Source organism: Streptomyces sp. NPDC027962, from assembly GCF_055566095.1.
The window spans coordinates 121,617-147,252 of sequence record NZ_JBVHTA010000003.1; the positions used below are offsets into that span (position 1 = coordinate 121,617).

Annotated in this window: 24 protein-coding genes; 17 read left to right on the forward strand and 7 right to left on the reverse strand. The window is 72.1% G+C overall.

Annotated elements, in window-relative coordinates; genetic code table 11:
- Nucleotides 1-19: 19 nt before the first annotated feature.
- The gene (locus tag ACZ4SA_RS03890; protein WP_468269493.1) at nt 20-1,240 is read right to left on the reverse strand and encodes an amidohydrolase family protein; all 1,221 of its coding nucleotides are present in this window, start codon (nt 1,238-1,240) and stop codon (nt 20-22) included.
- A 215-nt stretch (nt 1,241-1,455) separates the two neighbouring features.
- On the opposite strand from ACZ4SA_RS03890, the gene ACZ4SA_RS03895 reads away from it, so the two are divergent.
- From ACZ4SA_RS03895 to ACZ4SA_RS03935, 9 genes are all read left to right on the forward strand, one after another.
- The gene (locus ACZ4SA_RS03895) at nt 1,456-2,241 is read left to right on the forward strand and encodes a polysaccharide deacetylase family protein (protein WP_468269495.1); all 786 of its coding nucleotides are present in this window, start codon (nt 1,456-1,458) and stop codon (nt 2,239-2,241) included.
- A gap of 122 nt (nt 2,242-2,363) precedes the next feature.
- The gene (gene afsR, locus ACZ4SA_RS03900; protein WP_468269497.1) at nt 2,364-5,312 is read left to right on the forward strand and encodes an SARP-family global regulator AfsR; all 2,949 of its coding nucleotides are present in this window, start codon (nt 2,364-2,366) and stop codon (nt 5,310-5,312) included.
- Nucleotides 5,313-5,621: 309 nt separating this feature from the next.
- On the forward strand, nt 5,622-5,822 hold the full coding sequence (locus ACZ4SA_RS03905; RefSeq protein ID WP_403861313.1) for a hypothetical protein: 201 nt from the start codon (nt 5,622-5,624) through the stop codon (nt 5,820-5,822).
- Nucleotides 5,823-6,089: 267 nt separating this feature from the next.
- The gene (locus ACZ4SA_RS03910) at nt 6,090-7,574 is read left to right on the forward strand and encodes an ATP-binding protein (RefSeq protein WP_468269499.1); all 1,485 of its coding nucleotides are present in this window, start codon (nt 6,090-6,092) and stop codon (nt 7,572-7,574) included.
- Entirely contained in the window at nt 7,571-7,993 is a 423-nt protein-coding gene (locus tag ACZ4SA_RS03915; RefSeq protein ID WP_468269501.1) for a roadblock/LC7 domain-containing protein, read from the forward strand. Before ACZ4SA_RS03910 ends, ACZ4SA_RS03915 begins: the two co-directional genes overlap by 4 nt.
- The gene (locus tag ACZ4SA_RS03920) at nt 7,990-8,349 is read left to right on the forward strand and encodes a DUF742 domain-containing protein (protein WP_468269503.1); all 360 of its coding nucleotides are present in this window, start codon (nt 7,990-7,992) and stop codon (nt 8,347-8,349) included. Before ACZ4SA_RS03915 ends, ACZ4SA_RS03920 begins: the two co-directional genes overlap by 4 nt.
- Nucleotides 8,324-9,019 carry a GTP-binding protein gene (locus ACZ4SA_RS03925; protein ID WP_468269505.1) on the forward strand — a complete coding sequence of 232 codons (696 nt, stop codon included), beginning with the start codon at nt 8,324-8,326 and terminating at the stop codon, nt 9,017-9,019. Before ACZ4SA_RS03920 ends, ACZ4SA_RS03925 begins: the two co-directional genes overlap by 26 nt.
- The gene (locus ACZ4SA_RS03930) at nt 9,016-10,257 is read left to right on the forward strand and encodes a cytochrome P450 (protein WP_468269507.1); all 1,242 of its coding nucleotides are present in this window, start codon (nt 9,016-9,018) and stop codon (nt 10,255-10,257) included. The genes ACZ4SA_RS03925 and ACZ4SA_RS03930 overlap by 4 nt, the downstream gene beginning before the upstream one ends.
- Nucleotides 10,254-11,489, forward strand: coding sequence for a cytochrome P450 family protein (locus tag ACZ4SA_RS03935; protein WP_468269509.1), 1,236 nt, complete (start codon nt 10,254-10,256; stop codon nt 11,487-11,489). Before ACZ4SA_RS03930 ends, ACZ4SA_RS03935 begins: the two co-directional genes overlap by 4 nt.
- A gap of 69 nt (nt 11,490-11,558) precedes the next feature.
- On the opposite strand, the gene ACZ4SA_RS03940 is transcribed toward ACZ4SA_RS03935, so the two are convergent.
- Nucleotides 11,559-13,127 (reverse strand): FadD3 family acyl-CoA ligase, encoded by a 1,569-nt coding sequence (locus tag ACZ4SA_RS03940; protein ID WP_468269511.1) that lies wholly within the window; start codon nt 13,125-13,127, stop codon nt 11,559-11,561.
- 70 nt (nt 13,128-13,197) lie between these two features.
- On the opposite strand from ACZ4SA_RS03940, the gene ACZ4SA_RS03945 reads away from it, so the two are divergent.
- From ACZ4SA_RS03945 to ACZ4SA_RS03955, 3 genes are read left to right on the forward strand one after another with little or no spacing between them, the layout of a single operon-like run.
- Complete coding sequence (locus ACZ4SA_RS03945) at nt 13,198-14,346, forward strand: lipid-transfer protein (protein ID WP_468269513.1); 1,149 nt, start codon at nt 13,198-13,200, stop codon at nt 14,344-14,346.
- A gap of 8 nt (nt 14,347-14,354) precedes the next feature.
- Nucleotides 14,355-14,810 carry a Zn-ribbon domain-containing OB-fold protein gene (locus ACZ4SA_RS03950; protein ID WP_468269515.1) on the forward strand — a complete coding sequence of 152 codons (456 nt, stop codon included), beginning with the start codon at nt 14,355-14,357 and terminating at the stop codon, nt 14,808-14,810.
- Nucleotides 14,807-15,583 (forward strand): enoyl-CoA hydratase/isomerase family protein, encoded by a 777-nt coding sequence (locus ACZ4SA_RS03955; protein ID WP_468269517.1) that lies wholly within the window; start codon nt 14,807-14,809, stop codon nt 15,581-15,583. Before ACZ4SA_RS03950 ends, ACZ4SA_RS03955 begins: the two co-directional genes overlap by 4 nt.
- 31 nt (nt 15,584-15,614) lie before the next feature.
- On the opposite strand, the gene ACZ4SA_RS03960 is transcribed toward ACZ4SA_RS03955, so the two are convergent.
- Nucleotides 15,615-16,109 (reverse strand): hypothetical protein, encoded by a 495-nt coding sequence (locus ACZ4SA_RS03960; protein ID WP_468269519.1) that lies wholly within the window; start codon nt 16,107-16,109, stop codon nt 15,615-15,617.
- A 181-nt stretch (nt 16,110-16,290) separates the two neighbouring features.
- Complete coding sequence (locus ACZ4SA_RS03965; protein WP_468269521.1) at nt 16,291-16,938, reverse strand: TetR family transcriptional regulator; 648 nt, start codon at nt 16,936-16,938, stop codon at nt 16,291-16,293.
- Between the two features lie 284 nt (nt 16,939-17,222).
- On the opposite strand from ACZ4SA_RS03965, the gene kbpA reads away from it, so the two are divergent.
- The 3 genes from kbpA to ACZ4SA_RS03980 all read left to right on the forward strand — a co-directional run bounded on the left by kbpA (nt 17,223) and on the right by ACZ4SA_RS03980 (nt 21,511).
- The gene (gene kbpA, locus ACZ4SA_RS03970) at nt 17,223-18,035 is read left to right on the forward strand and encodes an AfsK-binding protein KbpA (RefSeq protein ID WP_468269523.1); all 813 of its coding nucleotides are present in this window, start codon (nt 17,223-17,225) and stop codon (nt 18,033-18,035) included.
- Between the two features lie 205 nt (nt 18,036-18,240).
- On the forward strand, nt 18,241-20,655 hold the full coding sequence (gene afsK / locus ACZ4SA_RS03975; RefSeq protein WP_468269525.1) for a protein serine/threonine kinase AfsK: 2,415 nt from the start codon (nt 18,241-18,243) through the stop codon (nt 20,653-20,655).
- Between the two features lie 154 nt (nt 20,656-20,809).
- Nucleotides 20,810-21,511: a hypothetical protein gene (locus tag ACZ4SA_RS03980; RefSeq protein ID WP_468269527.1), complete on the forward strand. Its 702-nt coding sequence runs from the start codon at nt 20,810-20,812 to the stop codon at nt 21,509-21,511.
- On the opposite strand, the gene ACZ4SA_RS03985 is transcribed toward ACZ4SA_RS03980, so the two are convergent.
- Nucleotides 21,498-21,983: a nitroreductase family deazaflavin-dependent oxidoreductase gene (locus ACZ4SA_RS03985; protein WP_468269529.1), complete on the reverse strand. Its 486-nt coding sequence runs from the start codon at nt 21,981-21,983 to the stop codon at nt 21,498-21,500. The two genes, ACZ4SA_RS03980 and ACZ4SA_RS03985, sit on opposite strands and share 14 nt — an antisense overlap.
- Nucleotides 21,983-23,170, reverse strand: a complete 1,188-nt coding sequence (locus ACZ4SA_RS03990) for an acyl-CoA dehydrogenase family protein (RefSeq protein WP_468269531.1) — start codon at nt 23,168-23,170, stop codon at nt 21,983-21,985. Before ACZ4SA_RS03990 ends, ACZ4SA_RS03985 begins: the two co-directional genes overlap by 1 nt.
- A 120-nt stretch (nt 23,171-23,290) precedes the next feature.
- On the opposite strand from ACZ4SA_RS03990, the gene ACZ4SA_RS03995 reads away from it, so the two are divergent.
- Both ACZ4SA_RS03995 and ACZ4SA_RS04000 read left to right on the forward strand, forming a co-directional pair.
- Nucleotides 23,291-24,460: a thiolase C-terminal domain-containing protein gene (locus tag ACZ4SA_RS03995; RefSeq protein ID WP_468269533.1), complete on the forward strand. Its 1,170-nt coding sequence runs from the start codon at nt 23,291-23,293 to the stop codon at nt 24,458-24,460.
- A gap of 76 nt (nt 24,461-24,536) precedes the next feature.
- Nucleotides 24,537-25,220, forward strand: a complete 684-nt coding sequence (locus ACZ4SA_RS04000) for a pyridoxine/pyridoxamine 5'-phosphate oxidase (RefSeq protein ID WP_468269535.1) — start codon at nt 24,537-24,539, stop codon at nt 25,218-25,220.
- Here the strand turns inward: ACZ4SA_RS04000 and ACZ4SA_RS04005 are convergent.
- Nucleotides 25,166-25,630: a Zn-ribbon domain-containing OB-fold protein gene (locus ACZ4SA_RS04005; RefSeq protein ID WP_468269537.1), complete on the reverse strand. Its 465-nt coding sequence runs from the start codon at nt 25,628-25,630 to the stop codon at nt 25,166-25,168. The two genes, ACZ4SA_RS04000 and ACZ4SA_RS04005, sit on opposite strands and share 55 nt — an antisense overlap.
- Nucleotides 25,631-25,636: the final 6 nt, after the last annotated feature.

Here is a 25,636-nt window from a genome sequence, read left to right on the forward strand (position 1 = left end):
GCCGGCCCGGTCCGGGGCCTCACGGCCCCGACCAGAGACCCTCCGCCGTCAGGCCCAGCAGGTCGATCGCGTTGCCGCGGACGATCCGGTCGACGACGTCGGGTGCCAGGTGACCCATCTGGGTCTCACCGACCTCCTTCGACTTCGGCCAGGTCGAGTCCGAGTGCGGGTAGTCCGTCTCGTAGAGGACGTTGCCGGCGCCGATCGCGTCGAGGTTCCGCAGCCCGAAGGCGTCGTCGAAGAAGCAGCCGTAGACGTGCTCCGCGAAGAGTTCGGACGGGGGCCGGGTGACCTTGTCGGCCACGCCGCCCCAGGCACGGTTCTCCTCCCAGACGACGTCGGCGCGCTCGAGGATGTACGGGATCCAGCCGATCTGGCCCTCGGCGTACATGACGCGCACGCCGGGGAAGCGCTCGAACTTGCCGCTCATCAACCAGTCGACCATCGAGAAACAGCAGTTGGCGAACGTGATCGTCGAGCCGACCGCCGGGGGCGCGTCCGCCGAGGTGGACGGCATCTTCGACGAGGACCCGATGTGCATGGCGATGACGGTGCCGGTCTCGTCGCAGGCCGCGAGGAAGGGGTCCCAGTCGTCGCTGTGGATGGACGGCAGGCCCAGGCGGGGCGGTATCTCGGAGAAGGCCACGGCACGCACCCCGCGCGCGGCGTTGCGCCGGACCTCGGCGGCGGCGAGTTCCGCGTCCCACAGCGGAACGAGGGTGAGGGGGATGAGCCGGCCCCGGGCTTCGGGTCCGCACCACTCCTCCACCATCCAGTCGTTGTAGGCCCGGACTCCGAGCAGCCCCAGCTCGAGGTCGGCGGCCTCGGTGAAGGTCTGGCCGCAGAAGCGGGGGAAGGTCGGGAAGCAGAGGGCTGACTGGACGTGGTTGACGTCCATGTCGGCCAGACGCTCGGGGACGCTGTACGAGCCGGGGCGCATCTGCTCGTAGGTGATGATCTCCAGCTTGATCTCGTCGCGGTCGTAGCCGACGGCCGTGTCCAGCCGGGTGAGCGGCCGGTGCAGGTCCTCGTACACCCACCAGTCGCCGACCGGTCCCTCGTCGCCGGGCTCGCCCATCACGGGCGCGAATTTGCCGCCCATGAAGGTCATTTCCTTCAGGGGGGCGCGGATGATGCGCGGGGCCGTGTCGGCGTACTTCGACGGGAGCCGGTCCCGCCAGACGTTGGGGGGCTCCACTGTGTGATCGTCCACCGAGATGATCTTGGGGAAGGTCTCCATGGTTCCCACGGTAGCGCCGATCTGATGGCCCGTCAGCTATGACGAAGTCCCCACTTGAAGGCCGGACGCACGAGCCCGGACCCACTATGAACCCCACGTATACACGCTGTGTATAGTGCAGCCGTGCGCACCGGCCGACCACCGGCCGACCACCGGCCGCGCCGTCACCGCAGGCGCCGGCGCCTGCACACCACCAGGAACCCGGGAGTCCCACCATGCCCACGAAGACGCACAGAAGCCGGGTCCGGGTTGTCCCGGCGCTCGTCGCCGCCTCTCTCACGCTCCTGCTCGGCGGCTGCTCCGTCGACAGCACCTCGCCCTCCGACGCCCGGGCGAACGCCCCGAAGTCCGACGCCAAGCCGCCCGCGAGCGGTAGGTCCGGACCCGCAGTCGACTGCGACGAGGCCAAGTGCATAGCCCTGACCTTCGACGCCGGCCCCGGCAGGGACACCCCGGAGCTGCTCGACATCCTCAAGAAGGAGGACGTGCACGCCACGTTCTTCCTCCTGGGCAAGAACCACGTCCTCAAGCACCCCGACGTCGTGCGCCGCCTCGCCGCCGAGGGACATGAGGTCGCCAACCACACCTGGACCCACAAGCGGCTCGACCAGCTCGGCAAGGAGGAGATACGCGAGGAACTCGGACGTACCCAGGACGCCATAGCCGAGATCACCGGAGAGAAGCCGCGGCTGATGCGCCCGCCCCAGGGCCGCACCGACGACGAGGTGACTGAGGTCAGCAAGGAGCTCGGCCTCTCCCAGGTGCTGTGGAGCGCCACCGCCAAGGACTACTCGACCACCGACAGCGAGCTCATCAAAGAGCGCATCCTCGACCAGGCGGGGCGTGACGGCATCATCCTGCTGCACGACATCTACGACGGAACCGTCCCCGCCGTGCCCGGCATCATCGCCGAGCTGAAGAAGCGCGGTTACACCTTCGTCACGGTCCCCGAGCTTCTCTCACCGGCCGCTCCCGAGCCCGGAACGGTCTATCGCCCCTGATCAGAAGCGGGCAGCCGGTCACCCTCGCGGCAGCGAGACGGACCCGCCCCGCTGCTGACGCGGCCGCCCCCAACAGGGCAGACTGTCGAGGGCGATTCCGGCAGTACGGGCAGGGGGCACCAATGGACCGTGACAGCGGGCCACGCGTACCGAACCAGCGCGCTCCGCTTCAAGGCGAGGACGCCGAGCTCTACTTCAGTGTGCTCGGACCGGTACGGGTTCGGCGGGGCGCGCAGACCTTGCCGTCCGGCTCGCCGCAGCAGCGAGCCCTGCTGGTCGCACTGCTGCTGCGCGACGGGCGCACCGCGACCGCGAGTGAACTGATCGACGCCATCTGGGGCGAGGAGCCGCCCTCGCAGGCCCTCGCCGCCGTCCGTACATACGCGTCCCGGCTGCGCAAGGCGCTCAACGACACCCTGGTCAGCGAATCGGGCGGTTACGCCCTGCGGATCGGGCGGGACGCCCTCGATCTCGCGGTCGCCGAGGAGCTGGCCGCCGAGGCGCACAAGGCGAACACCGCCGGCGACCGCGCCCAGGCCCGTACGCTGATCAACAAGGTGCTCAACCTGTGGGACGGCGAACCGCTGGCCAACGTGCCGGGGCCGTACGCGGAGAACCAGCGCACCCGGCTCGTCGAATGGGGCCTGCAACTGCTCGAGACCCGCCTCGACATCGACCTCGAGATCGGCCGCCACGCGGAGGCCGTCTCCGAGCTGACGGCACTCACCGCCACGCATCCGCTGCGGGAGCGGCTGCGCGAGCTGCTGATGCTCGCGCTGTACCGCAGCGGGCGGCAGGCGGAGGCGCTCGCCGTATACGCCGACACCCGCCGGCTCCTCGCCGACGAACTCGGCGTCGACCCGCGGCCCGAGCTCTCCAGCCTCCAGCAGCGCATCCTGCAGGCCGACGCGGAACTGGCCCGTCCCAGCGAGGAGCCCGCCCCTGCCCCGCAGTTCACCCGGCCCGCCCAGCTCCCCGCCACCGTCCCCGACTTCACCGGCCGCTCCTCCTTCGTGACGGACCTGGGCAGCCAACTCGCCACCGCCGAAGGTTCCGTGATGGCCGTGTCCGCGCTCGCCGGCATCGGCGGCGTCGGCAAGACCACCCTCGCCGTCCATGTGGCCCACCAGGCGCGCAAGCACTTCCCCGACGGTCAGCTGTATGTGGACCTCCAGGGCACCGGCAGCCGGTCCGCGGAGCCCGAGACGGTGCTCGGGGTCTTCCTGCGCGCCCTCGGCACCGCCGACTCCGCCATCCCCGCCACGCTGGACGAGCGGGCCGCGCTGTACCGATCCACTCTGGACGGACGGCGGGTGCTGGTCCTGCTCGACAACGCCCGGGACGCCGCCCAGATCCGGCCCCTGCTGCCCGGCACGGCCGGCTGTGCCGCGCTGATCACCAGCCGGGTGCGGATGGTCGACCTCGCCGGTGCGCATCTGGTGGACCTGGACGTAATGTCGCCCGAGGAGGCGCTCCAGCTGTTCACCCGCATCGTCGGGGCGGAACGGGTCGGAGCCGAACGGGAGGCGGCGCTGGACGTGGTCGCCGCGTGCGGCTTCCTGCCGCTGGCGATCCGCATCGCGGCGTCCCGGCTGGCCGCCCGGCGCACCTGGACCGTCTCCGTGCTCGCGGCCAAGCTCGCCGACGAGCGGCGCCGTCTCGACGAACTCCAGGCCGGAGACCTGGCGGTGAAGGCCACCTTCGAGCTGGGCTACGGCCAGCTGGAGCCCGCCCAGGCCCGCGCCTTCAGGCTGCTGGGCCTCGCGGACGGCCCGGACATCTCGCTCGCCGCGGCGGCCGCCGTGCTGGACCTGCCGCCTCACGAGACGGAGGACCTGCTGGAGGCACTGGTCGACACCTCCCTGCTGGAGTCGGCCGCGCCGGGCCGGTACCGCTACCACGACCTCGTACGCCTCTACGCGCGAGCATGCGCCGAAAGGGACGAACAGCCCGAAGGCCAGGGGAGGGAGGCGGCGCTGTCACGGCTGCTGGACTTCTACCTGGCGACCGCGGCACGCGTGTACGCGATGGAGCGGCCAGGCGACCGGCTCGTGGAACACCTCGAGCCGACGGGCACGGCCGGGCTCCGATTCGCCGACCGGCACGAGGCCCAGGACTGGCTGTACGCGGAGGCCGGCACACTGCTCGCCTGCGTACGCCAGTCGTCCGGGCCGAAGACGCTCCGACGGGCGGTGGACCTGCTGTGGGCATCGCTGGACCTGGCCGAGTCGGGCGCCAACTCCAAGCAGTACGAGGGGGTTGCGGCGGCCATGCCGGAAGCGGCCCGCGCCTGCGGCGACACCCGCGCGGAGGGCCGCTCGCTGATCACCCTGAGCAACGTCCACCTCGTCGCCGGCCGGTTCGACCTGGCGGACGACGAGGCCCGGCATGCCCAGGAGCTGTCCCGGACCGCCGGCGATCCGATCACCGGCTGCTGGGCGTCGAACCACCGGGGTGTCATCGCGATCTACCAGAACCGGCAGGCGGACGGTGAGCGGCATCTGGAGCGGGCGATCGCGGACTTCCGGACCGGCGAGAACCAGCCCGGCGAGGCGGCCGCCCTGTGCAACCTGTCGCGCATCCACCTCGCCATGGGCCGTACGGACAGCGCGGTCGCCCTGGCCCAGCAGGGCATCGACATATACGACCGCATGGGCCACGCGCTGCGCGGCGCCAACGCCCGGTACGCCCTCGGCATGGCGCTCACCCGGAGCGGCCAGCTCGCGGAGGCGGACGCGCGGCTGCACGAGGCGCTGGACATCTTCCGTGACAGCCGCCAGCGGCTGTGGGAGGGGATGACGCTGTTCCGTCTCGCGGAGGCCGACCTCGCCGGCCGCAGGCCCGCGCAGGCTGCGTCCAACGCGGAGATGGCGCTGACCGTGCTCCGCGGGATCGGCGGCGAGTGGCGCCGGGGCAATGTGCTGACGGTGCTCGGCAAGGCCCTGCGCGGCCTCGGGCAGAACGGCAGGGCCGAGGTGTGCTGGCGCGAGGCGCTCGGCATCTACGACGAGCTGGGGTCACCGGAGGGCGCCGAGGTACGCGCGCTGCTCGCGCCGGTCGCGGCGGCGTAGGCCAGGCGCGGGAGCCGGGCGGCGGGGCTCGGAGCGGGCGGGGCGATCTCGTCCGGACGGACGGGGCACGACGGGTCGTACGCCCGCCGGCCGGGGCGTTCATCGTTCGTTTATCGCCGCCGTGCATTGTCGTTCCTGTCAGCCCCTCGCGTCGGGGGGAAGACGGGGGAACGACGGGGCAACGGGGGACACGCGGCCATACCGCTAGGGTGAGCCGCCCTGGAGGACCCGTCCGGCAGCCATCGGGGGAGCAGCCGGACGGGTCCGTCCCACCAGCAGAAGAAAACCCGAACGGGAGGGCAGCTCATCATGGCTGACGCGAAGAAGCAGGACCCGATCCTCAAGCCGCAGGACACGCACGCGACGTCCGAGCCGGTGACGACCCAGGACACCCACGCCACGGGCGGCGACATCCGCACCATGGACACGCACGCGACCGGTGGCGAGATGCGCCCGATGGACACGCATGCGACGTCCGAGCCGCTGAAGCCGGTGAAGCCGACCGACTGATCCAGGAGAACGACGTCTCACGACGGGGAACGGCCGCGGCGGCGCGGAGGGGAGCCGCCGCGGCCGTGGCATGCCCGTCGTGTGTAAGTACTGTCCTGACAGCAGCTGCTGATGTGCACTCAGCACTTCGTAAACAATTGGTCACCGATCGGACAAAATCAAAGGATTCTTGGCGCGAAACCGAGCGCAACCGCTCGGCGGCAGTGTGTACTTGGCGGGTCCGCACTCACGACGCCCCCAACACCCTGCCCTCCCGAGGTCTAATCGATGATCGAGATACCGGACCTGGCCGCCGGCGGCCTGGCCGCCGGGACGTTGTCGGCACTCGCACTGGGAGGCGGACTCATCCGTTCCCGCCGGGAGAGGGCCCGGCAGCGCCAGGAGATCGCCCAACTCCGGTCGCATCTCGAGGCCGCCCGGTCCGAAGTCGACCGTGCGGCACAGGCGTTCGCCGCAGAGGTCGGCCACCTCGCCGACCGGCGCATGCCCGCCGAGGCCACCCGCGCAGCCCACCCGCACGTCCAGGTCCCCGGCCCGCTGCAGCCCGCGGTGACCGGAAGCGCACTCGGCCAGGGCATGGACCAGGTCCTCGAGGCCCTGCTCACCGCCATGGCCCAGGAGCGCAAACGCGTCGACGCCGCCGCCCGGGCGGGCATGCGCGGCGCCACCCGCGAGATCCAGGCTGGTCTCTACCGCCTCCAGGACGTGCTGCGGGGCCTCCAGCAGCGCTACGACGACCCGGAGTTGGCCCAGACGCTGTTCGCCCTCGACCACGAGAACGAGCAGTCGCTGCGCCGCGCCCAGGTCGCCGCCGTCGTGTGCGGGGCATGGGTCGGGCTCGCCCGCGAGGAGTCGCACCTCGTCGACGCCGTGACCGGCGGTCAGGCCCGGCTCGTCGGCTACCACCGCGTCCACGTGCACAACCACCTCGAGCCGGGCACCGCACTCGTCTCGCACGCCGTCGAGCCCGTCGCCATCATCGTGGCCGAGCTCCTCGACAACGCGCTGCGTCACTCCGCCCCCGACACCACCGTCGTAGTCCATCTCGAACGCGCCCACCACGGCGTCTCCGTGACCGTCGACGACGCCGGAGTCGGCATGGCGAGCGACGAACGGGCCTCCGCACAACGGCTGGTGGCCGGGCACGACCCGATCCTGCTGTCCGACCTGGGCGACCCGCCCCGGATGGGCCTGGCGGCGATCGGTCAGCTCACCCGTCAGTTCGACCTGTCCGTCGATCTGTCCACACCGTCGCCCTACGGCGGTGTACGGGCCGTGCTGCTCGTGAAGAACCATCTGCTGAGCCATATCGACCCGGTCCTGCACCCGCCGGCCGCGGGGGCCGCCCGCTCCACCCGGCAGACGGCGGAGCCCGAGCTCACGGCCGAGCAGGCACAGCAGACCTCGCAGCGGGCGCTTCCGGCCCCGCGGCCCGAGCGCGCCGCCGCGCCCGCGACGGCGACGGCAACACCGGCCCCTGCCCCGGTTCCCACGCCCGCTTCCGCCCCCGCTCCCGTCCACAGCGACGAGCCCGCCCACGCGCCGGTGCCCGACCCGGCACCGGACGGCGAGCAGCTGCCGCAGCGCCGCCGCCGGGTCCGCGCGGAGCCCTTTCCGACGACCGCCGCCGGCCCGTCCCCGGCCGCACCCGCCCGTACGCCCGAGGAGTCCGCCGCGGCCCTGGGCGCCCTGCAGTCCGCAACAGCCGCGGCGCGCAACACCGCCCGAACCGAAGGGACCGACCCCCGATGAACAGCCGCGACCCCGGTGAAACGGCCTGGGTGCTCGACCCGATCCTCGAGATCCCGCATGTCCGGGCCGCTGCCCTGCTGACCAGGGACGGCCTCGTCTCCGGCTACTCCGCTGCGCTGTCCCAGGAGTCGGCGGAGCGCGTCGCCGCGATCATCAGCACCGTCCAGGGGGCGTGCCGTACGGCTGCCGCCGCGTTCGCCGACGAGAGCACCGCCCAGCTGCGCCAGGTCGTCATCGAGTCCGACCACGGCTACATCCTGGTGGCCCCCACCGACCACGGCACCTGTGTGGCGGCGTACGGCGACCCGGAGGTACGGCTCGACCTGCTCGGCCACCGTGTCCATTCCCAGGTGGCCAGGCTCGGCGAGAAGGCGATGGCAGCGGCGCCCCGCGGCGCCGACGGCGGCACCCCGGCATGACCGGCCGCCGGAGCGGCCGCCCCCTGGTGCCCGCCTACCTCGCCACGGGCGGGGTGGCGCGGCCCAGTCGCAACAGCCTGGAACGCCTTTCTGTGCTCACCGGCACCGGCGGCCCCGCGCCCGCCGAACTGCCCGCCGCCCGGCACGCCGTGCTGGAGGCGCTGGACGGCGGGTCGCTGACCGTGGTGGAGACGGCGGCGCTGCTGGAGCTGCCGGTCTCCGCGGTGTGCGTTCTCGCCGCCTCCCTGATCGACCAGGGGCTGGTGAGCGCACGCCCGCCGGTCCCGTCCGCCGCCCTGCCCGACCGTGACCTGTTGAAGAGAGTGGCCGATGGCCTCCGCGCCCTCAAGCTCTAGCCCGCCCAGCGCCGGCCCGACCGCAAGCGCCGGCCCGCCCGCGGGCACCGTCCCGGCCTCGGCCTCCGGCCGGCCCTCCCGCGACGGCGGACTCCATCTGCCGGACACCGCACGCCGGCTCGTCAAGATCCTCGTCGCGGGCCCGTTCGGCGTCGGCAAGACCACGCTGATCGACTCCGTGTCCGAGATCCGGCCGCTGCACACCGAGGAACATCTGACCGAGGCGTCGACGGCCGTCGACGACCTCGCCGGGGTGCGCGACAAGCAGACCACCACCGTCGCCATCGACTTCGGACGGATCTCGCTGGGCGGCGGGGTCGTCCTGTACCTGTTCGGCACCCCCGGCCAGGAGCGGTTCCGCTCGCTGTGGAACGACATCGCGTACGGCGCCCTCGGCGCGCTCGTCCTCGTCGACACCCGCCGCATCGACGACTCCTTCGACGTCCTCGGCATGGTCGAGGAGTCGGGCCTGCCCTACGCCGTCGCCCTCAACACCTTTCCCGACTCTAAGAGTTACGGAAAGGAGCAGCTGATGCGCGCCCTGGACCTCGAGCCGGACACGCCGCTCGTGATGTGCGACGCCCGTGACACCAACTCCTCCGCCGACGCGCTGCTCGCCCTCGTCCAGCACCTCATCCATCTCAACAGCCAGCAGACGGAGGCCCGGTGACCGCCGCCTATCCCGCCCGCGCCGACGCCTTCTCCCTCTCCGCGCCCGTACGGCTGTGGGAGGAGGGCTTCGCGACCGACCCGCACCGCTACTACGAGGCGCTGCGGGCACAGGGCCCCGTCGGCTGGGCGGAGCTCGCCCCCGGAGTCCCGGCGTATGTCGTCACCGACCGCCGCGCCGCCCTCGACCTGCTGCACGACACCGGGACCTGGTCGCACGACCCGCGGCCGTGGGAGGCCACCGTCGCGGAGGACTCCCCCGTGCTCGGCATGATGCGCTGGCGCCCCAACTCCCTCTTCGCCGACGGCGACGCACACGTCCGCTACCGTCGCACGCTCGTCGACGCCTTCGACCTGGTCGAGCCGCACGACCTGCGCGAGCGGGTGCACCACTCGGTGGACGTGCTCGTCGGCCGGTTCGGCCCGGCCGGTCAGGCCGACCTGGTGGCCGGCTTCGCCCGCCCGCTGATGGCGCTGGTCTTCAACAACCTCTTCGGCCTGCCCGACAGCGAGTCCGGCCGCCTGGACGCCGCGCTCGGCGCGATGATGGAGGGCGGCGACCGGGCGGCGGAGGGGGAGGCCGAGTACGGCAAGTACGTACTGGAGCTGATCGCCGCAAAGTCGGCGGAGCGCGGCCCCGACATGACCAGTTGGCTCCTGGACCATCCGCTGGCGCTCACGCCGGAGGAAGTGACCTGGCAGGTCTTCCTCACCCTCGGCGCCGGCCACGAGCCCAGCGCCAATCTCGTCTCCAACGCCCTCTCGCGCATCCTCGGCAACCCCGCGTACTACTCCACCCTCACCAGCGGCTCCCGCCCGGTGATGGACGCCGTCCTCGAAGTGCTGCGCTACGAGACGCCACTGGCGAACTACGGCATCCACTTCGCCCGCGAGTCGGTGTCCTTCCACGGCGTGTGGGTGCAGGCGGCCGTCCCGGTCGTGGTGTCCTACGGCGCGCTGGGCCACTTCTCCGAGCAGGCCTTCGCCGGGACGCACCACCGGCACGACGCGTCGCACCTGTCGTTCTCGGCCGGTGAGCACGCGTGCCCGGTCAAACAGCCCGCCGTGCTGATCGCCACGGAGGCGATCGAACGTCTCACCCAGTGGCTTCCCGACCTGGAGCCGGTGGTGCCGCGCGAGCGGCTCACCTGGCGGCCGGGACCGTTCCACCGTTCGCTGACGGCGCTGCCCGTCAGATTCACTCCCCGTAGCCCCGACCAGGCAGGAGACCGTTCATGACCGTGTCCACCACTCGAGTGGCCGTCGATCCGTTCGGTGCCGACATCATCGCCGAGAGCGCCCGGCTGCGTTCGCTCGGACCGGTGGTGCCCGTCGAGCTGCCCGGCGGCATACCCGCCTGGGCACCCACCGGTTACGACACCCTCAAGGCACTCATCCTGAACCCCGAGGTGAGCAAGGACCCGCGCAGGCACTGGTCGCTGTTCCCGAAGGTCGGCGAGCACCCGGAGTGGGGCTGGATCATGGGCTGGGTCGGCGTGATCAACATGCTCTCCACCTACGGCAGCGACCACACCCGGCTCCGCAAGCTCGTCGCGCCCAGCTTCACCGCCCGCCGCACCGAGGCGATGCGCGACCGGGTCGAGGCCATCACCACCCAGCTGCTGGAAAAGCTGGACGCCGCCGGAGCCGACGGCTCCGTCGTGGACGTGAAGGCGGCATTCGCGCACCCGCTGCCCATGCAGATGATCTGCGAGCTGTTCGGTGTTCCCGACCGTCTGCGCGAGGACACCGGCCGGCTCATCGCCGCCCTCATGGACACCTCCGACCCGAGCCCCGAGCAGGCCGCCTGGGTCCAGGAGCGGATCGGCACGGTCCTCGGCTCACTCATCACCCACAAGGTCGAGCACCCGGGCGACGACATGACCACCGAGCTGATCAAGGTCCGCGACGAGGACGGCGGCCGGCTCAGCGACGAGGAGCTCCTCTACACCCTGCTGCTCGTCATCGGCGCCGGCTTCGAGACGACGGTCAACCTCATCGGCAACGCCGTCGTGGCGCTGCTCGAGCACCCCGAGCAGCTCGCCGCCGTACGCGCCGGCGAAATCAGCTGGGAGCAGGTCGTCGAGGAGGTGCTGCGGGTCCGCCCGTCCATCGCCGCCCTGCCCCTGCGGTTCGCGGTCACGGACATCACCATCGACGGCGTCACCATCCCGGCGGGCGACGCGATCCTGACGACCTACGCGGCGGCCGGCAACGACCCGGCCCGCTACGGGGAGGCGGCGGCGGCCTTCGACGCCACGCGCGCGGCCGACGACCACCTGTCGTTCGGGATCGGCGTGCACCGCTGCATCGGCGCGCCGCTGGCCCGCATGGAGGCGATCACCGCGCTGCCCGCGCTCTTCGAGCGGTACCCGGACCTCGCGCCCGCGTTCAAGCCGGACGAGCTGCAGCAGGTCCCTTCGTTCATCGCGTACGGCTGGCAGCAGATCCCGGTCCGCCTCCACGGCTGACCCGCCCCCCCCCCCCCCGCGGCCGGAGCGCCGCCGGCCCGGCACCGCGCGCGCCGGCCGGCGGCGTGCTCAGCGCCCCGGGGCGGACCTCAGCTCCGTCTTGACGACCTTCCCGCTCGCGTTGCGCGGCAGGCAGTCGACGAACTCGACCTGCCTGGGCACCTTGTAGTTCGCCATCTCACGCCGTGCCCAGGCGATCAGGTCGTCGGCCGTGAGCGTCGCGTCACGCCGGCGGACCGCGTACGCCTTGCCGACCTCGCCGAGCCGGGCGTCCGGCACGCCGATGACGGCGACGTCGGCGATGTCCGGGTGCAGGCCGAGCAGTTGCTCGATCTCGGCGGGGTAGGCGTTGAAGCCGCCGACGATGAACATGTCCTTGATCCGGTCGGTGATCCGCAGGTTCCCGCTCTCGTCGAGGACGCCGACGTCTCCGGTGCGCAGCCAGCCCTCGGGGGCGATGGCTTCGGCGGTGGCGTCCGGGTCCTCGAAGTAGCCCCGCATGACGTTGTGTCCGCGGACCAGGACCTCGCCCGGCTCGCCCGGCGCGGGCGCGAGGACGCGGACCTCGGTGCCGGGGACGGCGCGGCCCGAGGTGGCGGCGATGGTGGCGGGGTCGTCGCCGCGGCGGCACATGGTGACGATGCCGCTCGCCTCGGAGAGGCCGTACGCCGTCAGGACGGTGGCGATCCGCAGTTCGCCGCGCAGCCGCTCCACCAGCCGGAGCGGGACGACGGCCGCGCCGGTGACGACAAGACGCAGGGTGCTCAGGTCGTGGCGGTCACGGGCCGGGTGGTCGAGCAGCGACTGGTGCAGGGTCGGGGGACCCGGCAGGACGGAGATGCGTTCTGCGGCGATGTTGGCGAGGACGGTGTCGACGTTGAAGACGGGCTGCGGGACCATCGTCGCGCCGCGCGTGAGGCAGGCGATGATGCCGGCCTTGTAGCCGAAGGTGTGGAAGAACGGGTTCACGATCAGATAGCGGTCGCCCTCGCGCAGGCCGGCGAGCTCGCTCCACAGGTCGTAGCAGCGCAGTGTCTGGGCGTGGGTGATGACGGCGCCCTTGGGGCGGCCGGTGGTGCCCGAGGTGAAGATGATGTCGGAGGGGTCCTCGGCCGTGACGGTGCCCGCCCGCTCGTGCACCTGGCGGACGCCGACGCCGTCGCCGCCCGCCAGGAAGTCCTTCCAGGTGCGGTAGTCCTCCGGGGCGCTGTCGGCGAGGACCACGACCTGTTCCAGGTCGGGGAGGTCGACGTCCGAGCGGCGCAGGGAGGCGACGTAGGAGGTGCCGAGGAAGGTGCCGGTGATGAAGAGGAGCCTGGCGCGTGAGCGCCGCAGCACGTAGGCGGCCTCCGTGCCCTTGAAGCGGGTGTTGAGCGGTACGAGCACGCCGCCCGCGCTCACGGCGCCGAGGGCGCAGACGATCCACTCGAGTGTGTTGGGCGCCCAGATCGCGACGCGGTCGCCCTTGCGGAGGCCGGAGGCGATGCACGCGGCGGCGGCCCGCTCGACGCGTTCGCCGAGTTCCTCGTACGAGACGCGGGTGCGGCCGTCGACGACGGCCTCCCGCTCTCCGTGGCGCCGTGCCGCACTGCGCACCAGCCCCGGTATGGAGCCCCACTCCAGGTCGCCCCGTCGCATCGCAAGCCTCCCTCACGTCATCCCCGCCGCAATAGCTGACGGTACGTCAGATTAGCTGTACGCTCCCCGCATGGCGACCCTCAAGGACCGAGCAGCGATAGCCGGAATAGGCCAGACCGCCTTCGCCAAGCACCTGCCGGAGTCGGAGAAGACCCTCGCCTGCCGCGCGATCCTCGCCGCGCTCGACGACGCCGGCATCGCGCCCTCGCAGGTCGACGGCTTCGCCTCCTACACGATGGAGGAGACCGACGAGGTCGAGATCGCCAAGGCGATCGGCGCCGGCGACGTCACCTACTTCTCCAAGGTCGGCTACGGCGGCGGCGGCTCCTGCGCCACCGTCGCGCATCTCGCCGCGGCCGTCGCCACCGGCCAGGCGAGCGTCGGCGTCGCCTGGCGCTCACGCAAACGGGGTTCCGGCCCGCGGCCGTGGACCGACACGGCGGCACAGCTGCCCACCCCCGCCCAGTGGACCCGCCCCTTCGGGCTGCTGCGGCCCGCCGACGAGATCGGCATGCTGGCCCGCCGCTACATGCACGAGTACGGCGCCACCCGCGACCACCTGTTCAACGTCGCCCTCGCCTGCCGCAACCGCGCCAACCAGAACCCGGCCGCGATGATGTACGAACGGCCGCTGACCCGCGAGATGTACATGACCGCGCGCTGGATCAGCGAGCCGCTCTGCCTCTTCGACAACTGCCTGGAGACGGACGGCGCCCTCGCCTGTGTGCTCGTCGGCGCCGACCGCGCCCGCGACTGCCGGCAGAAGCCGGTGTACGTCCACTCGGTCGCCCAGGGACTGCCCGCCCAGCACCACGGAATGGTCAACTACTGGAACGACGACCCGCTCACCGGACCTGCCTGGACCGCGGCCAGACAGCTGTGGAAACAGGCGGACTTCGGGCCCGAGGACGTCGACGTGGCGCAGATATACGACGCCTTCACCCCGCTGATCCCGCTGTCGCTGGAGGGCTACGGCTTCTGCGGACGGGGCGAGGGCGCCGCCTTCACCGAGGGCGGCGCCCTGGAGATCGGCGGCCGGCTGCCCCTGAACACCGGCGGAGGCGGCCTCAGCGAGGCATACGTCCACGGCTTCAACCTGATCAACGAGGGCGTGAAGCAACTGCGCGGCACATCCACCGCCCAGGTACCGGACGCGGGGACCTGCCTGGTGACGGCCGGCGAGGGTGTTCCGACCTCGGCCGTGCTCCTGAGGAGTTGAGACGACGGATGACGAACCTCACCAGTGGACACCTGATGCCCGTCGTCGACGACGACGGCGCCCCGTTCTGGGAGTACGCCGCCCGCGGCGAGCTGCGCGTGCAGGCCTGCGCCGCACCCGCCTGCGGCGAGCTGCGCTTCCCGCCCCGGCCCTGCTGCCCGCACTGCGGGTCCTTCGACAGCGCATGGCGTCTGATGGGCGGCCGGGGCCGCATCTGGTCGTATGTGCTCCCCCACCCGCCGCTGCTTCCCGCCTACGCCGCCGAAGCCCCCTACAACGCGGTCGTCGTCGAACTGCTGGATGCCCCCCGCATCCGGCTCGTCGGCACTGTGGTGGCCTCCCCCGACGCGCCGCTGAACTCCGTCCCTGCGGCCCGGTTGCGCATCGGCGCGGGCGTGCAGGTGGCGTTCACCACCGCCCGCGACGGAATCGTCCTGCCGCGCTGGCTGCTGGAGCGGCCATGAGCCTGCGGGTGGAGAGGGACAAGGACACCGGCGTCGCCCTGGTCACCCTCGACCGGCCCGCGAAACACAACGCGATCGACCTGGGGACCGCGGCCGAACTCTCCGCCGTCTGGCGTGAGTTCCGCCGCGACGACACCGTACGGGCGGTGGTGGTGACAGGCGCCGGCACCAGCGCGTTCTGCACGGGCATCGACCGTTCCGCCGAGGTGCCGCAGCCCCCGTCCCCGTACTCGATCGACGATCCGCTGCTCACGATCGGCCCCAAGGCGAACGACCTGTGGAAGCCGGTGGTCGCTGCGGTGGAGGGGATGGCCTGCGGCGGGGCCTTCTATCTGCTCGGGGAAGCTGAGTTCGTGATCGCCTCGCACGAAGCCACGTTCTTCGACCCGCACACGACATACGGCATGGTCAGCGCCTACGAGTCCGTCTTCATGGCCCAGCTCATGCCGCCCGGCGAGGCGGCCAGAACGGCGCTGATGGGCACGGCGGAGCGGCTGTCGGCCGGACGGGCGTACGAGATCGGCCTGGTCTCCGAGCTGACGGAACCGGGCGGCGCGGCGCAGGCGGCGCTGCGGGCCGCGGCGGTGATGGCGTCGTATCCGACGGACGCCGTCCAGGGGACGGTACGCGCCCTGTGGTCGGCCACCGAGGGGGCACGGACCCGTGCGCTCGCCCATGCCCCGCACCTGGTCGCGCTCGGCAACCTGCCACCGGGGCGGCAGGCCGAGCTGTTCACGAGCGGTCGGGGCAGGGGCGGCTTCCGGCTGCGTTAGCCGTGCCGGCGGTACCGGCACTACCGCCGGTTCAGCTGCGGGCGGCCCGGGAGACCTCGCACTTGGTGTACTCGGAGCCGTCGCCGGTTCCGGTGTACGGGGTACTGAGCACCACGGTCTCAAAGGCGCCGGCGGCAACGGCGATCGCCGTCTTGGTGGCGCCGGCCGGGACGGCGGTGCCGCCCGGATCGCCGGTGAACTTCATGGTGACGTCGTAGTCGTAGTCCAGCGAGTCACTGTTGCTGATGGTGATCTTCGCGGTGAGGTTCTTGCCGGCGTCGTCGAGCTTGCACTCGTCGATGGTCACGTCGCGCGCGGCCTTGTCGGCACGGGAGCCGCCGGGCAGCGAGCCGCCGGTGCTGCTGGAGCTGCCGTCGTCGCTGCTGCCGCTGCCGCCGCTGCTGCTCGAGGAGCTGCTGGAGCTGCTGGAGTTGTCGCAGCCGCCGCCGCTGGAGCCACGGGCCCCGGTCAGTGCGACGAGCGCGATCCCGAAGACGGCAATGGCGCGGACATGACGGATCTTCACGTTTCAACCCCCGTTGAAAGTGTTGACGGATGGGCTCGCTTGACGAGCGCACGACACCCTAGCAGCGCGCCGCGACGACTCCGGACCGAGAACGCCGACGGCGGCCACCCAGGGAGGGTGACCGCCGTCGGCATGACAGGACTCGCGCACAGGGAACGGAGGACCGGGCTCCGCGCCGGGACTACTTCGTGGGCTTCTTTCCGGTGATGCCCAGATACACCAACAGGGCCAGATTCGGCTTCAGTTCGGCCTGCTTGACCCCCCAGGTGGTGAAGCCCTTCTGATGGGAGGCGACCGCCGCCAGCATCGCCACCAGCGAGCCGGCCATCGCCGCCGCGCTGACGCCCTTGTCCACCTTGCCCTTGCTCTGGAGCTCCTTCACCGCGTCGGTAAGGGAGTTGGTGACCGAGTTCAGGATCTTCATGCGGATCTTGTAGAACCGTTTGTCACCCTCTGCGGCGCCGAGATCGACCACACGCAGGAGCGCGTCGTTGCGACGCCAGAAGTCGAGAAAGCCCTCGACCAGCTCCTCCGCGGTCTGCCAGCCGGCCTTGCCCGACCAGGAGCGGCCGGAGACCAATTCGGTCAACTCCGCGCCTTCCTTGGCCATTTCCTCCGCGATCTCGAGGACGGCGCCCTCGACGTCGGGGAAGTACTGGTAGAACGTCGCGGGTGAAGTCCCCGCCTTCCGGGCCACGTCGATGACTTTGACGTCCCGGTACGGCGAGGAGCTGAGCATCTCGCTGAGGCAGTCGAGCAGCTTCTGCCGCGTCGCCTGACCGCGTCGTCCGGCCACCCGGCCGTCGACGGTACGCACTTGTCCTGTCATGCCGTCAGCTTACCGAGGGGTGATCGGCGCGCTATTCGGCCGACTGCAAATGGGGTGCCGAGCACACACGGTAATAGTGTTATCAACAGCCTGTGGACAACTTCGGTGGACAACTCAACAAAATCGGCCCCGGCGAAGCCGTCCGAGACCTCGGGGTGATCGCCGCGAAATCGCCGGAATCAACCCGTTTATGCACAAAGGTTCGATTTGATTCCGAGCGCACCACGTGATGCCCCATTAGCTTGAGGGTGACGGGCACCACACGCGCGAAGGGAACCAGGTCCATGGCCGCATTCACAGAGGGCACGCCGTGCTGGGTGGACGCATCGCTCCCCGATGTGGAGGCGGGCAAGCGCTTCTACGGCGAGCTCTTCGGATGGACCTTCACCGAACGGGACGGCGGTCAGGTCCCCGGCGGCGTCCGCGCCCGTCCTGCCGACGCCTACAGCGACGGACGGCTCGTCGCAGCCCTCACGCCCAAGCGGGACGGCCGTATGCCCACCGTCTGGGGCGTCTACTTCGCCACCGACGACGCCGCGGGCCTGGGCCGGCGGATCGCCGAGAAGGGCGGCCAGGTGATCAGCGCCCCGCTGCCCGTGGACGACGACGGGATCGCCGCGGTCGCCGCCGACCCCGGAGGCGCGGTGTTCGGCCTGTGGCAGGCCGGCAGGCGTTCCGGCTTCGAGAAACAGGGCGAACCGGGCTCGTTCTGCTGGACCGAGGTGTACACCCGCGACGCCGAGCGCGCAGACGCCTTCTACGAGTCCGTGTTCGGCCTCCAGGGCACGGATCTGACCGGCGACATGGCCGGCTTCCGCATGTGGTCGCCCGCCGGTACGGAACCGGGAGAGAGCACCGCCGTCGGCGGGCGCAGCATGATCACCGACGAGGTTCCGCCCGAGATGCCCGGCCACTTCCTCGTCTACTTCTGCGTCGCCGACTGCGACAGGACGGCCGAGACCGTCGTCGCGCTCGGCGGCCGGGTCCGTACGTCGCCCTTCGACACCCCGTACGGGCGGATCGCCGTGCTCACCGACAATCAGGGCGCCACTTTCGCGGCACTGGCGGAACCGGAGGAAAAGGCGAAAGAGGCCTGAAGCCCGTCGCCTGGCGACTGTGGGAGGTCCCACCTGCCCGAAACGCGGTGAGACACCCCGATCCGCCCCCGGGTTCGCAACCGTCGCCCCGGACAGGAAGAATCAGGGTGCTCACCGCAGAGGGGCTCGATGGTGAGACTCTGCACGGGGCTGTATGTGACGGGCTCCATTCGTGGGAGCCCGTACGGGGAGGTGGCACGCAGGTATGGAGCAGCTGACGCAGCACGACCCGAGACGGATCGGTCCGTTCGAGGTGCTGGGCAGGCTCGGCGCCGGTGGAATGGGACTGGTCTATCTCGCCCGGTCGGCGTCCGGCCGCCGGGTCGCGATCAAGACCGTTCGCACCGAGCTCGCCGAGGACCAGCTGTTCCGTGTCCGCTTCACACGCGAGGTGGAGGCGGCACGCGCGGTCAGCGGCTTCTACACCGCCGCCGTGGTGGACGCCGACCCGCGGGCCGCCGTGCCGTGGCTGGCCACCGCCTATGTTCCGGCCCCCTCCCTGGAGGAGATCGTGAACGAGTGCGGGCCGCTGCCCGCCCAGGCGGTCCGATGGCTGGCGGCGGGCATCGCCGAGGCACTGCAGTCCATCCACGGCGCCGGACTCGTCCACCGCGACCTCAAGCCGTCCAACGTCCTGGTCGTCGAGGACGGGCCGAGGGTCATCGACTTCGGCATCGCGTCCGGCGTCTCGAACACCCGGCTGACCATGACCAACGTCGCCGTCGGCACCCCTGCGTACATGTCGCCGGAGCAGGCCCGCGACTCCCGCAGCGTGACCGGGGCCAGTGACGTCTTCTCGCTCGGCTCCACCCTGGTCTTCGCGGCAACCGGCCATGCGCCCTTCCACGGCGCGAACCCGGTCGAGACGGTTTTCATGCTGCTGCGCGAGGGCCCCGACCTCGAGGGCCTCCCCGACGAGCTGCGGCCGCTGATCGACTCCTGCATGCAGATGGAGGCCACGCTGCGGCCGACACCGGAGGATCTGCAGGCCCAGCTCGCCCCGCACCTCTTCTCCTCCGGCGGCGACGACAGCGGCACCGCGTCCGCATGGCTGCCGGCGCGGTCCACCGCCATGATCGAGGCCCGTCGCGGCGGCGGCCGCGCACAGCCCGCAGCCCAGCGGCGCGAGCCCTCCAGGGTCGCCGCGCCGCCCGCCCCGCAGGCGCCTCCGCCACCCCCGTCCGCCCCGCCCGCCCCCGACCGGGAGCCGGCGCACCACGGCGGCGGCGACCCGCGCACGGGCCGGGCCGCGCACTCGCCGGGCAGCCCGGTGCGGCTGCCCGGCTCCAATGTGCCCATCGGCCCCGGACCCCGGGTCGCCGACGCGGGCCGCGGCGCGGTCGTGGAGGCCGGTCCCGCCACCGGCTGGGTGCGCCCGCCCGCCGGGATGGCCGGAGGGCTGAACGGCGCGGACGCCCCGGGCGGCGCCGTCGCCGCACCGCCCGCCCCGGTCCCGTCGCCCGCGCAGGCGCCCGACGCGGGCCCCGGCCACTGGCGGCCCTGGCGTTTCCGCATGTCGAACGACGTCTGGGGCACCCCGGTCGTCGACGGCGACCTGCTGTACGTCACCTCCTTCGAGGTGCACGCCCTGGACGTGGGCACGGGCCGCCGCCAGTTCAAGACCCGCGACGTGGCCTGGGCGATGGCCGTCTCCGGGGGCAGGATCCACGGCTCCGACGGACCGACGCTGTACGCCCTCGACGCCGCCACCGGCACCGAACGCTGGCGACTGCAGACCGACGCCTGGGTGTACTCCCTCAAGGTCGACCGCGGCACGGTCCTCACCGGTACCCGCGGCGGCGGCGTCCAGGCATGGGAGGCGTCCAACGGCGAGAAGCTGTGGGAGATCACCGGTGCCCAGAGCGACTTCGAGACGCCGGAGGCCGGTCCGGCGATCTTCGGCGACACCGTGTACGTGTGGCAGAGCGCCCGGCTGCGTGCCCTGGAGGCGCGTACCGGCGACGAGCGGTGGTCGTACCCCATCGGCGACGCGGCCTCGTGCGGGAACGTACCCGTACGGGTGCATCCGGCGCCCGACGGCTATGTGTACCTGTCCGCCGGCACCCGCGTCCTGGCCGTCGACATCGCGTCCGGTCTGGTGCGCTGGCACTTCGAGGCACCCGCGGTCTTCCTCTCGCCGCCCGCCTTCGCGCCCGGCCCCGCGGTGACCGGAGGCGGCGTGTACCTCGCCGACCACCTCGGCACCGTGTACGCGCTGGACGCCACCACCGGCAAGGACCGCTGGCGCATCGCCACCGAGTCACGCCAGTCCAGTGAGCCCGTCCTCATCGCGGCCGGCAACGTCCACGTCGGCAGCGGCGGCGCGCTCTACACCCTCGACGCCGTCACCGGCACCCCGATGTGGCGGTTCGCGGCGGGCGGCGAGGTCGTCGGCACCCCGGTCGTCGCGGACGGCCGGGTCCACTTCGGCTCAGCCGACCACGTCCTCTACACGCTGGACGCGAGCGGTGGCCAGCTGCGCTGGAAGCTGGCGACCGGCGGCGAGATCACGGGGTCACCGGTGGTCCGCAAAGGTGTGGTGTACGCGTGCAGCAAGGATCGGTGCGTGTATGCGCTGGACGCGGTGAAGGGGACGGCGACGGGCCGGGGTTCGCGCTGACGCGCGACTCCGGTGGCGGTGCCCTCGAACGCCGGGCGGGCTGGTTTCGCTCCGCGAAAGCCTGCACCGCCCGGGGTTCGGGCGGCGGTGGCGGGGTACTCGGCTACGGCGCAGCGTCGATTCGGACGAGAGCGCCGACAGAAGGAGGCCGGCGATGATTCGCAACGTCATCGGCTCGATCCTCGCTCTCATCGGAGCGGCGGCCGTCGTATGGAGCCCCTTCCGTGACTGGTACGACGGCCGTCTCGGACGCGACTACCGCGTGCAGGACCTCTTCAACGGCATCACCCCGAACGACGGGGCGCCGGCCACCTCGCTGCTGCTCCCTCTCGCGTTCGCCGCGCTGCTGACGCTGATCGGGCTGGTCCTGCGGTCGCCGCTGCTGGTGGCGCTGTCCGGGGTGATCGTGCTCGGGTTCACGGCCCTGTGGATGGTCCGTCAGGGCCAGGCGGCCGGCAGCCTCACGATCGGCGGCGACGGGAACGGCCTCGGCCCCGGCATGGCGATCGCGCTCGGCGGCGGCTTGCTGCTGCTGTTGGCCGCCGCACTGATGCCCGGCCGCCGGGAGCTGCGGCGCGGGCGCGAGCAGCCGTACGACGAGGAACCGCCCGGTCAAGTGCCGGCGGACGACTGGGGCCCCTACGGGCCGGACCCGAACAGCCCCCCGCCCGCGCAGTACGGCGGCCAGTACAGAGACCAATACGGCGGCCAGCACGGAGGCCAGTACGGCGATCAGTACGGCGGTGGGCAGCACCGGCACGACTACGGGCCGCAGGACGGCGGCGAGCCGCACCAGGACGACTACGGGCCGCCGGACGAGGCTCCCACGCGGCGCATGCGGTTCAGGCGTCGCTGACCTCGCGGCGGGTGAGGCGGAAGACGCGGATCTCACGGGGCACGCGGGCCTGGTAGGTCGCGTACGGCGGCCAGAAGCGCAAGGCCGACTCCCAGGCCGCCGCGCGGAGTTCACCGGTGAGGAGCGTGGCGCGCACGGGGATCGTCTCGCCGTGCAGGCTCACCTCCGCCTCGGGGTGGCCGAGCAGGTTCGTCGTCCACGCGGGGTGCGCCGGGCGGCCGAAGTTGGAGCCGATGAGGAGCCAGGTGCCCGCTTCCTCCGGTACGCAGGCCAGTGGGGTGCGCCTCGGCAGACCGGTCCTCACACCGCGGACCATGAGGACGAGCCCCGGCAGCATCCGCGCGCTGGGCAGCACCTTTCCCCGGGTCAGACTGTGGACTGCACGGTCCATCGCCGGGACGACATGCGGTGCGATCCTCGCGAAGGCGCGGGTGGAAGAGATCTTCCGGACCAGTCGGAGGGCGGCGGTCATCAGGCGGCTGTCCCTTCCGATGCGAGGAGTCCGGACCGCTCGGCGGCGACCGCCCGCAGCCGGTGGGCGGGGCCGAGGAGCAGTTCGTCCGCGGCTGCCCGTCTGAAGTACCGATGCGCCTCGTCCTCCCAGGCCGATCCGGTACCGGCGTGCAGCCGGACCGCCTCGCCGGCGACCGTGCGCAGCGCCTCCAGTCCCTGCGCGAGCGCCAGGGATCCCGCGGCGGGGTCCACTGCCGCGTAGTACACGGCGGAGCGGGCCGCCTGTACGTGCGCGTACAGGTCGGCCAGCCGGTGTCCGACGGCCTGGACGGATCCGGTCGGGCTGCCGGACTGCTCGTGTGCCCGGACGTACTCCGCCGTTCTCGCCAGCGCGCGTCCGGCCGCGCCCGCCGCCTCCGCCGCGAGCAGTGCGGCGGCTCCCGTGCCGGTGGCGGCCAGGGCGGCGAGGACGCCGCCGCCGTCGTCGTCCTCGCCCAGCAGCCGGGCGGGGCAGTCGCGGAGCTGGAGCACGGCCTGCGGGCGGGTCTCGTCGAGTGGTGTCAGCCGGGTGCGGGTCAGACCGGCCGCCTCGGCGTCGGCGTCGGGGTCGACCAGGAAGAGCAGGGTACGGCTGCGGGGGAAGCCACCCGTGTGGGCCGCGACGAGCAGCAGCCGGGCGCTGTGACCGTCGAGGACCTGTTTGGCCTCGCCGTAGAGGAGCCAGCCGGTACCGGACCGCCGGGCCTGTATGCCGCCCGCCCTGCCGCCGCCGGCCCAGTCTCCCGCGGTGTTGTCGCCGGTCAGCGCAAGCGCCTCCGCGAGGCTGCCGGGGACGGCGAGTGCGCAGGTCGAGGAGGCGTCCGCGATGCGCGGCAGGAGTTCCATGCGCTGCTCGGGGGTGCCGAGTGCGGTGATCAGAGGTGCGGTGAGGCCTGCCGTGGAGAGCAGTGGGGACGGCAGCAGGAGGCGGCCCGTCTCCTCGAAGGCGAGGGCCAGTTCGGTGAGGGTGCGGCCCCTTCCGCCGTACTGCGCGGGCAGCATGAGACCGGGCAGGCCGAGCTGTCCGGCGAACGCCGCCCACAGCTTCATGTCGTACCCGGCGGGTGTGCGGGCGGCTGCGGACCTGTCCGGGCCCGGGTGTCCGGACAGCACGTCGCGCAGGGTGCGGCGGATCTCGTCCTGCTCGGCGGTGAAGACGGCGTCCATCCGCGGCTCCTTCCGGCATCCCTGAACTGACGGGCCGTCATGTTAAATGCGCGAGCGCCGGATGCACAGACGCGGGCGGACTCCTCCTGCACACGCATGATCTGATGTACCGTCAGATCCATGCCCTGCACACCGCGCAAAGTCGCCGTCGTCGGCATATCCCTCTCCGACTGCGGCCGCGTCGACGGCCCCACCCCCTATGCCCTGCACGCCCAGGCGGCCCGCCGGGCACTCGCCGACAGCGGTCTCGACCGCAGCGTCGTCGACGGCTTCGGCTCGGCGGGCCTCGGCACGCTCGCGCCCATCGATGTGGCCGAGTATCTGGGCCTGCGGCCCACCTGGGTGGACTCCACGGCCGTCGGCGGAGCGACCTGGGAGGTCATGGCGGCCCACGCGGCCGACGCGATCGCGGCCGGTCACGCCCGTGCCGTGCTGCTGGTCTACGGGTCGACCGCCCGCGCCGACATACGGGCCGGCCGGCGCACCTCGAACCTCTCCTTCGGCAGCCGCGGCCCGCTCCAGTTCGAAGTCCCCTACGGGCACACGCTCGTCGCCAAGTACGCGATGGCCGCCCGCCGCCATATGCACGAGTACGGCACGACCCTGGAGCAGCTCGCCGAGGTGGCGGTCCAGGCGCGGGCGAACGCCGCCGCCAACCCGGACGCCATGTTCCGCGACCCGATCACCGTCGACGACGTGCTGGACGGGCCGTTGATCGCCGACCCGTTCACCAAACTGCACTGCTGCATCCGCAGCGACGGCGGCTGCGCGGTGCTGCTGGCGGCCGAGGAGTGCGTACCGGACACGGCGAAGGACCCGGTGTGGATCCTCGGCACCGGCGAACACGTCTCGCACACCACCATGTCGGAGTGGAACGACTTCACATGCTCGCCCGCGGCGGTGAGCGGGCGGCTCGCCTTCGAGCGGGCCGGGGTACGGCCGCAGGAGATCGACCTCGCGGAGATCTACGACGCCTTCACCTATATGACCCTGGTGACCCTGGAGGATCTCGGATTCTGCGCCAAGGGCGAGGGCGGCGCGTTCGTCGAGAAGGGCCGGCTGCTGCGGGACGGCGGACTGCCGGTGAACACCGACGGCGGCGGGCTGTCCGCCTGCCACCCTGGGATGCGCGGACTGTTCCTGCTGGTGGAGGCCGTGCGTCAGCTGCGGGGCGAGGCGGGCGGACACCAGGTGCGCCGGGCCGGCGGCAGGCTGCCGGAGCTGGCGGTCGCGTCGGGGACCGGCGGATGGTTCTGCTCGTCGGGCACGGTGGTGCTGGGGCGGGGGTAGCGCCCCCTCGCCGGCCCGCTCGTTTGGGGCGGGGGTAGCGCCCCCTCGCCGGCCCGCTCGTTGTTGAATTGCGTCCATGGACCACGACGAGCAGGACCCGCAGGCCGCCTTCCGCGCACTGCTGCACGCCCAGCGGGTCTGGGACGTCTCCCTGCCCGCCTTCGACCCGGCCACCGCGCCCGGCGAGCCACTGCCGCTGTTCCACCGGTGGTTCGCAGAGGCCGTGGCGGCCGGGCAGAGCGAGCCGCACACGATGACACTGGCGACGGTGGACGACGAGGGCCGCCCGGACGCACGGATCCTGATGCTCCACGACGCGGACACACGCGGCTGGCACTTCGCCTCCCACGCCACCAGCGCGAAGGGCCGCCAACTGGCCGCCCACCCGGAGGCGTCGCTGGTCTTCTACTGGGCCTCGCAGGCCCGCCAGGTGCGCCTGAGGGGTCCCGTCCTCTCCGCCTCTCCCGAGGAGAGCCTGGGCGATCTGCACGCCCGCTCGACGGGTGCCCTGGCGGCGGCGCTGACCGGCCGGCAGAGCGAAGTACTGGAGTCAGAAGCCGAGTTGGCCCGCACCTCGGAGGCCGCATGGGAGCGGGCGCAGGCGGAGCCGGACGCACCGGTGACCACATGGACGCGGTACGTACTGGGACCGCGCGCGGTGGAGTTCTTCCAGGGCGACGAGCGCCGCCGCCACGTACGGCTGCGCTACCGCCGGGCATCCCCCGAGAAGCCCTGGGAGCGCGAACTGCTCTGGCCCTGAACGGCCCCCGAGGGGCGGAACACCGGGACCGTGACACCGTCGTCCCCCGCCCGGAAGGCGACTTCGAGCTCCATACCGACGGCCAGGTGCTCGGGCGCGCACTCCACCACCTCGGTCATCATCCGCATACCCTCCGCCAGTTCGACGAGCGCCGCGGTGTAGGGGACGCGTCCCGCGAAGGGCTGCAGGTCGTTGCGGTGGACGACGGACCACGTGTAGAGGGTCGCCCGCCCGCTCGCCCGCTCCCAGTGGACGTCCTCGCTCCAGCAGTGCGGGCAGAACTCGCGCGGGTAGTGGTGGCGGCGGCGGCAGGCGCCGCAGCGGCGGACGAGAAGTCGGCCGACGGCGGACGCCTCCCAGTAGGGGCGGGTGAAGTCGTCGACGTCGGGGGTCGCCGGGGTGGCGGCCACGGAGCC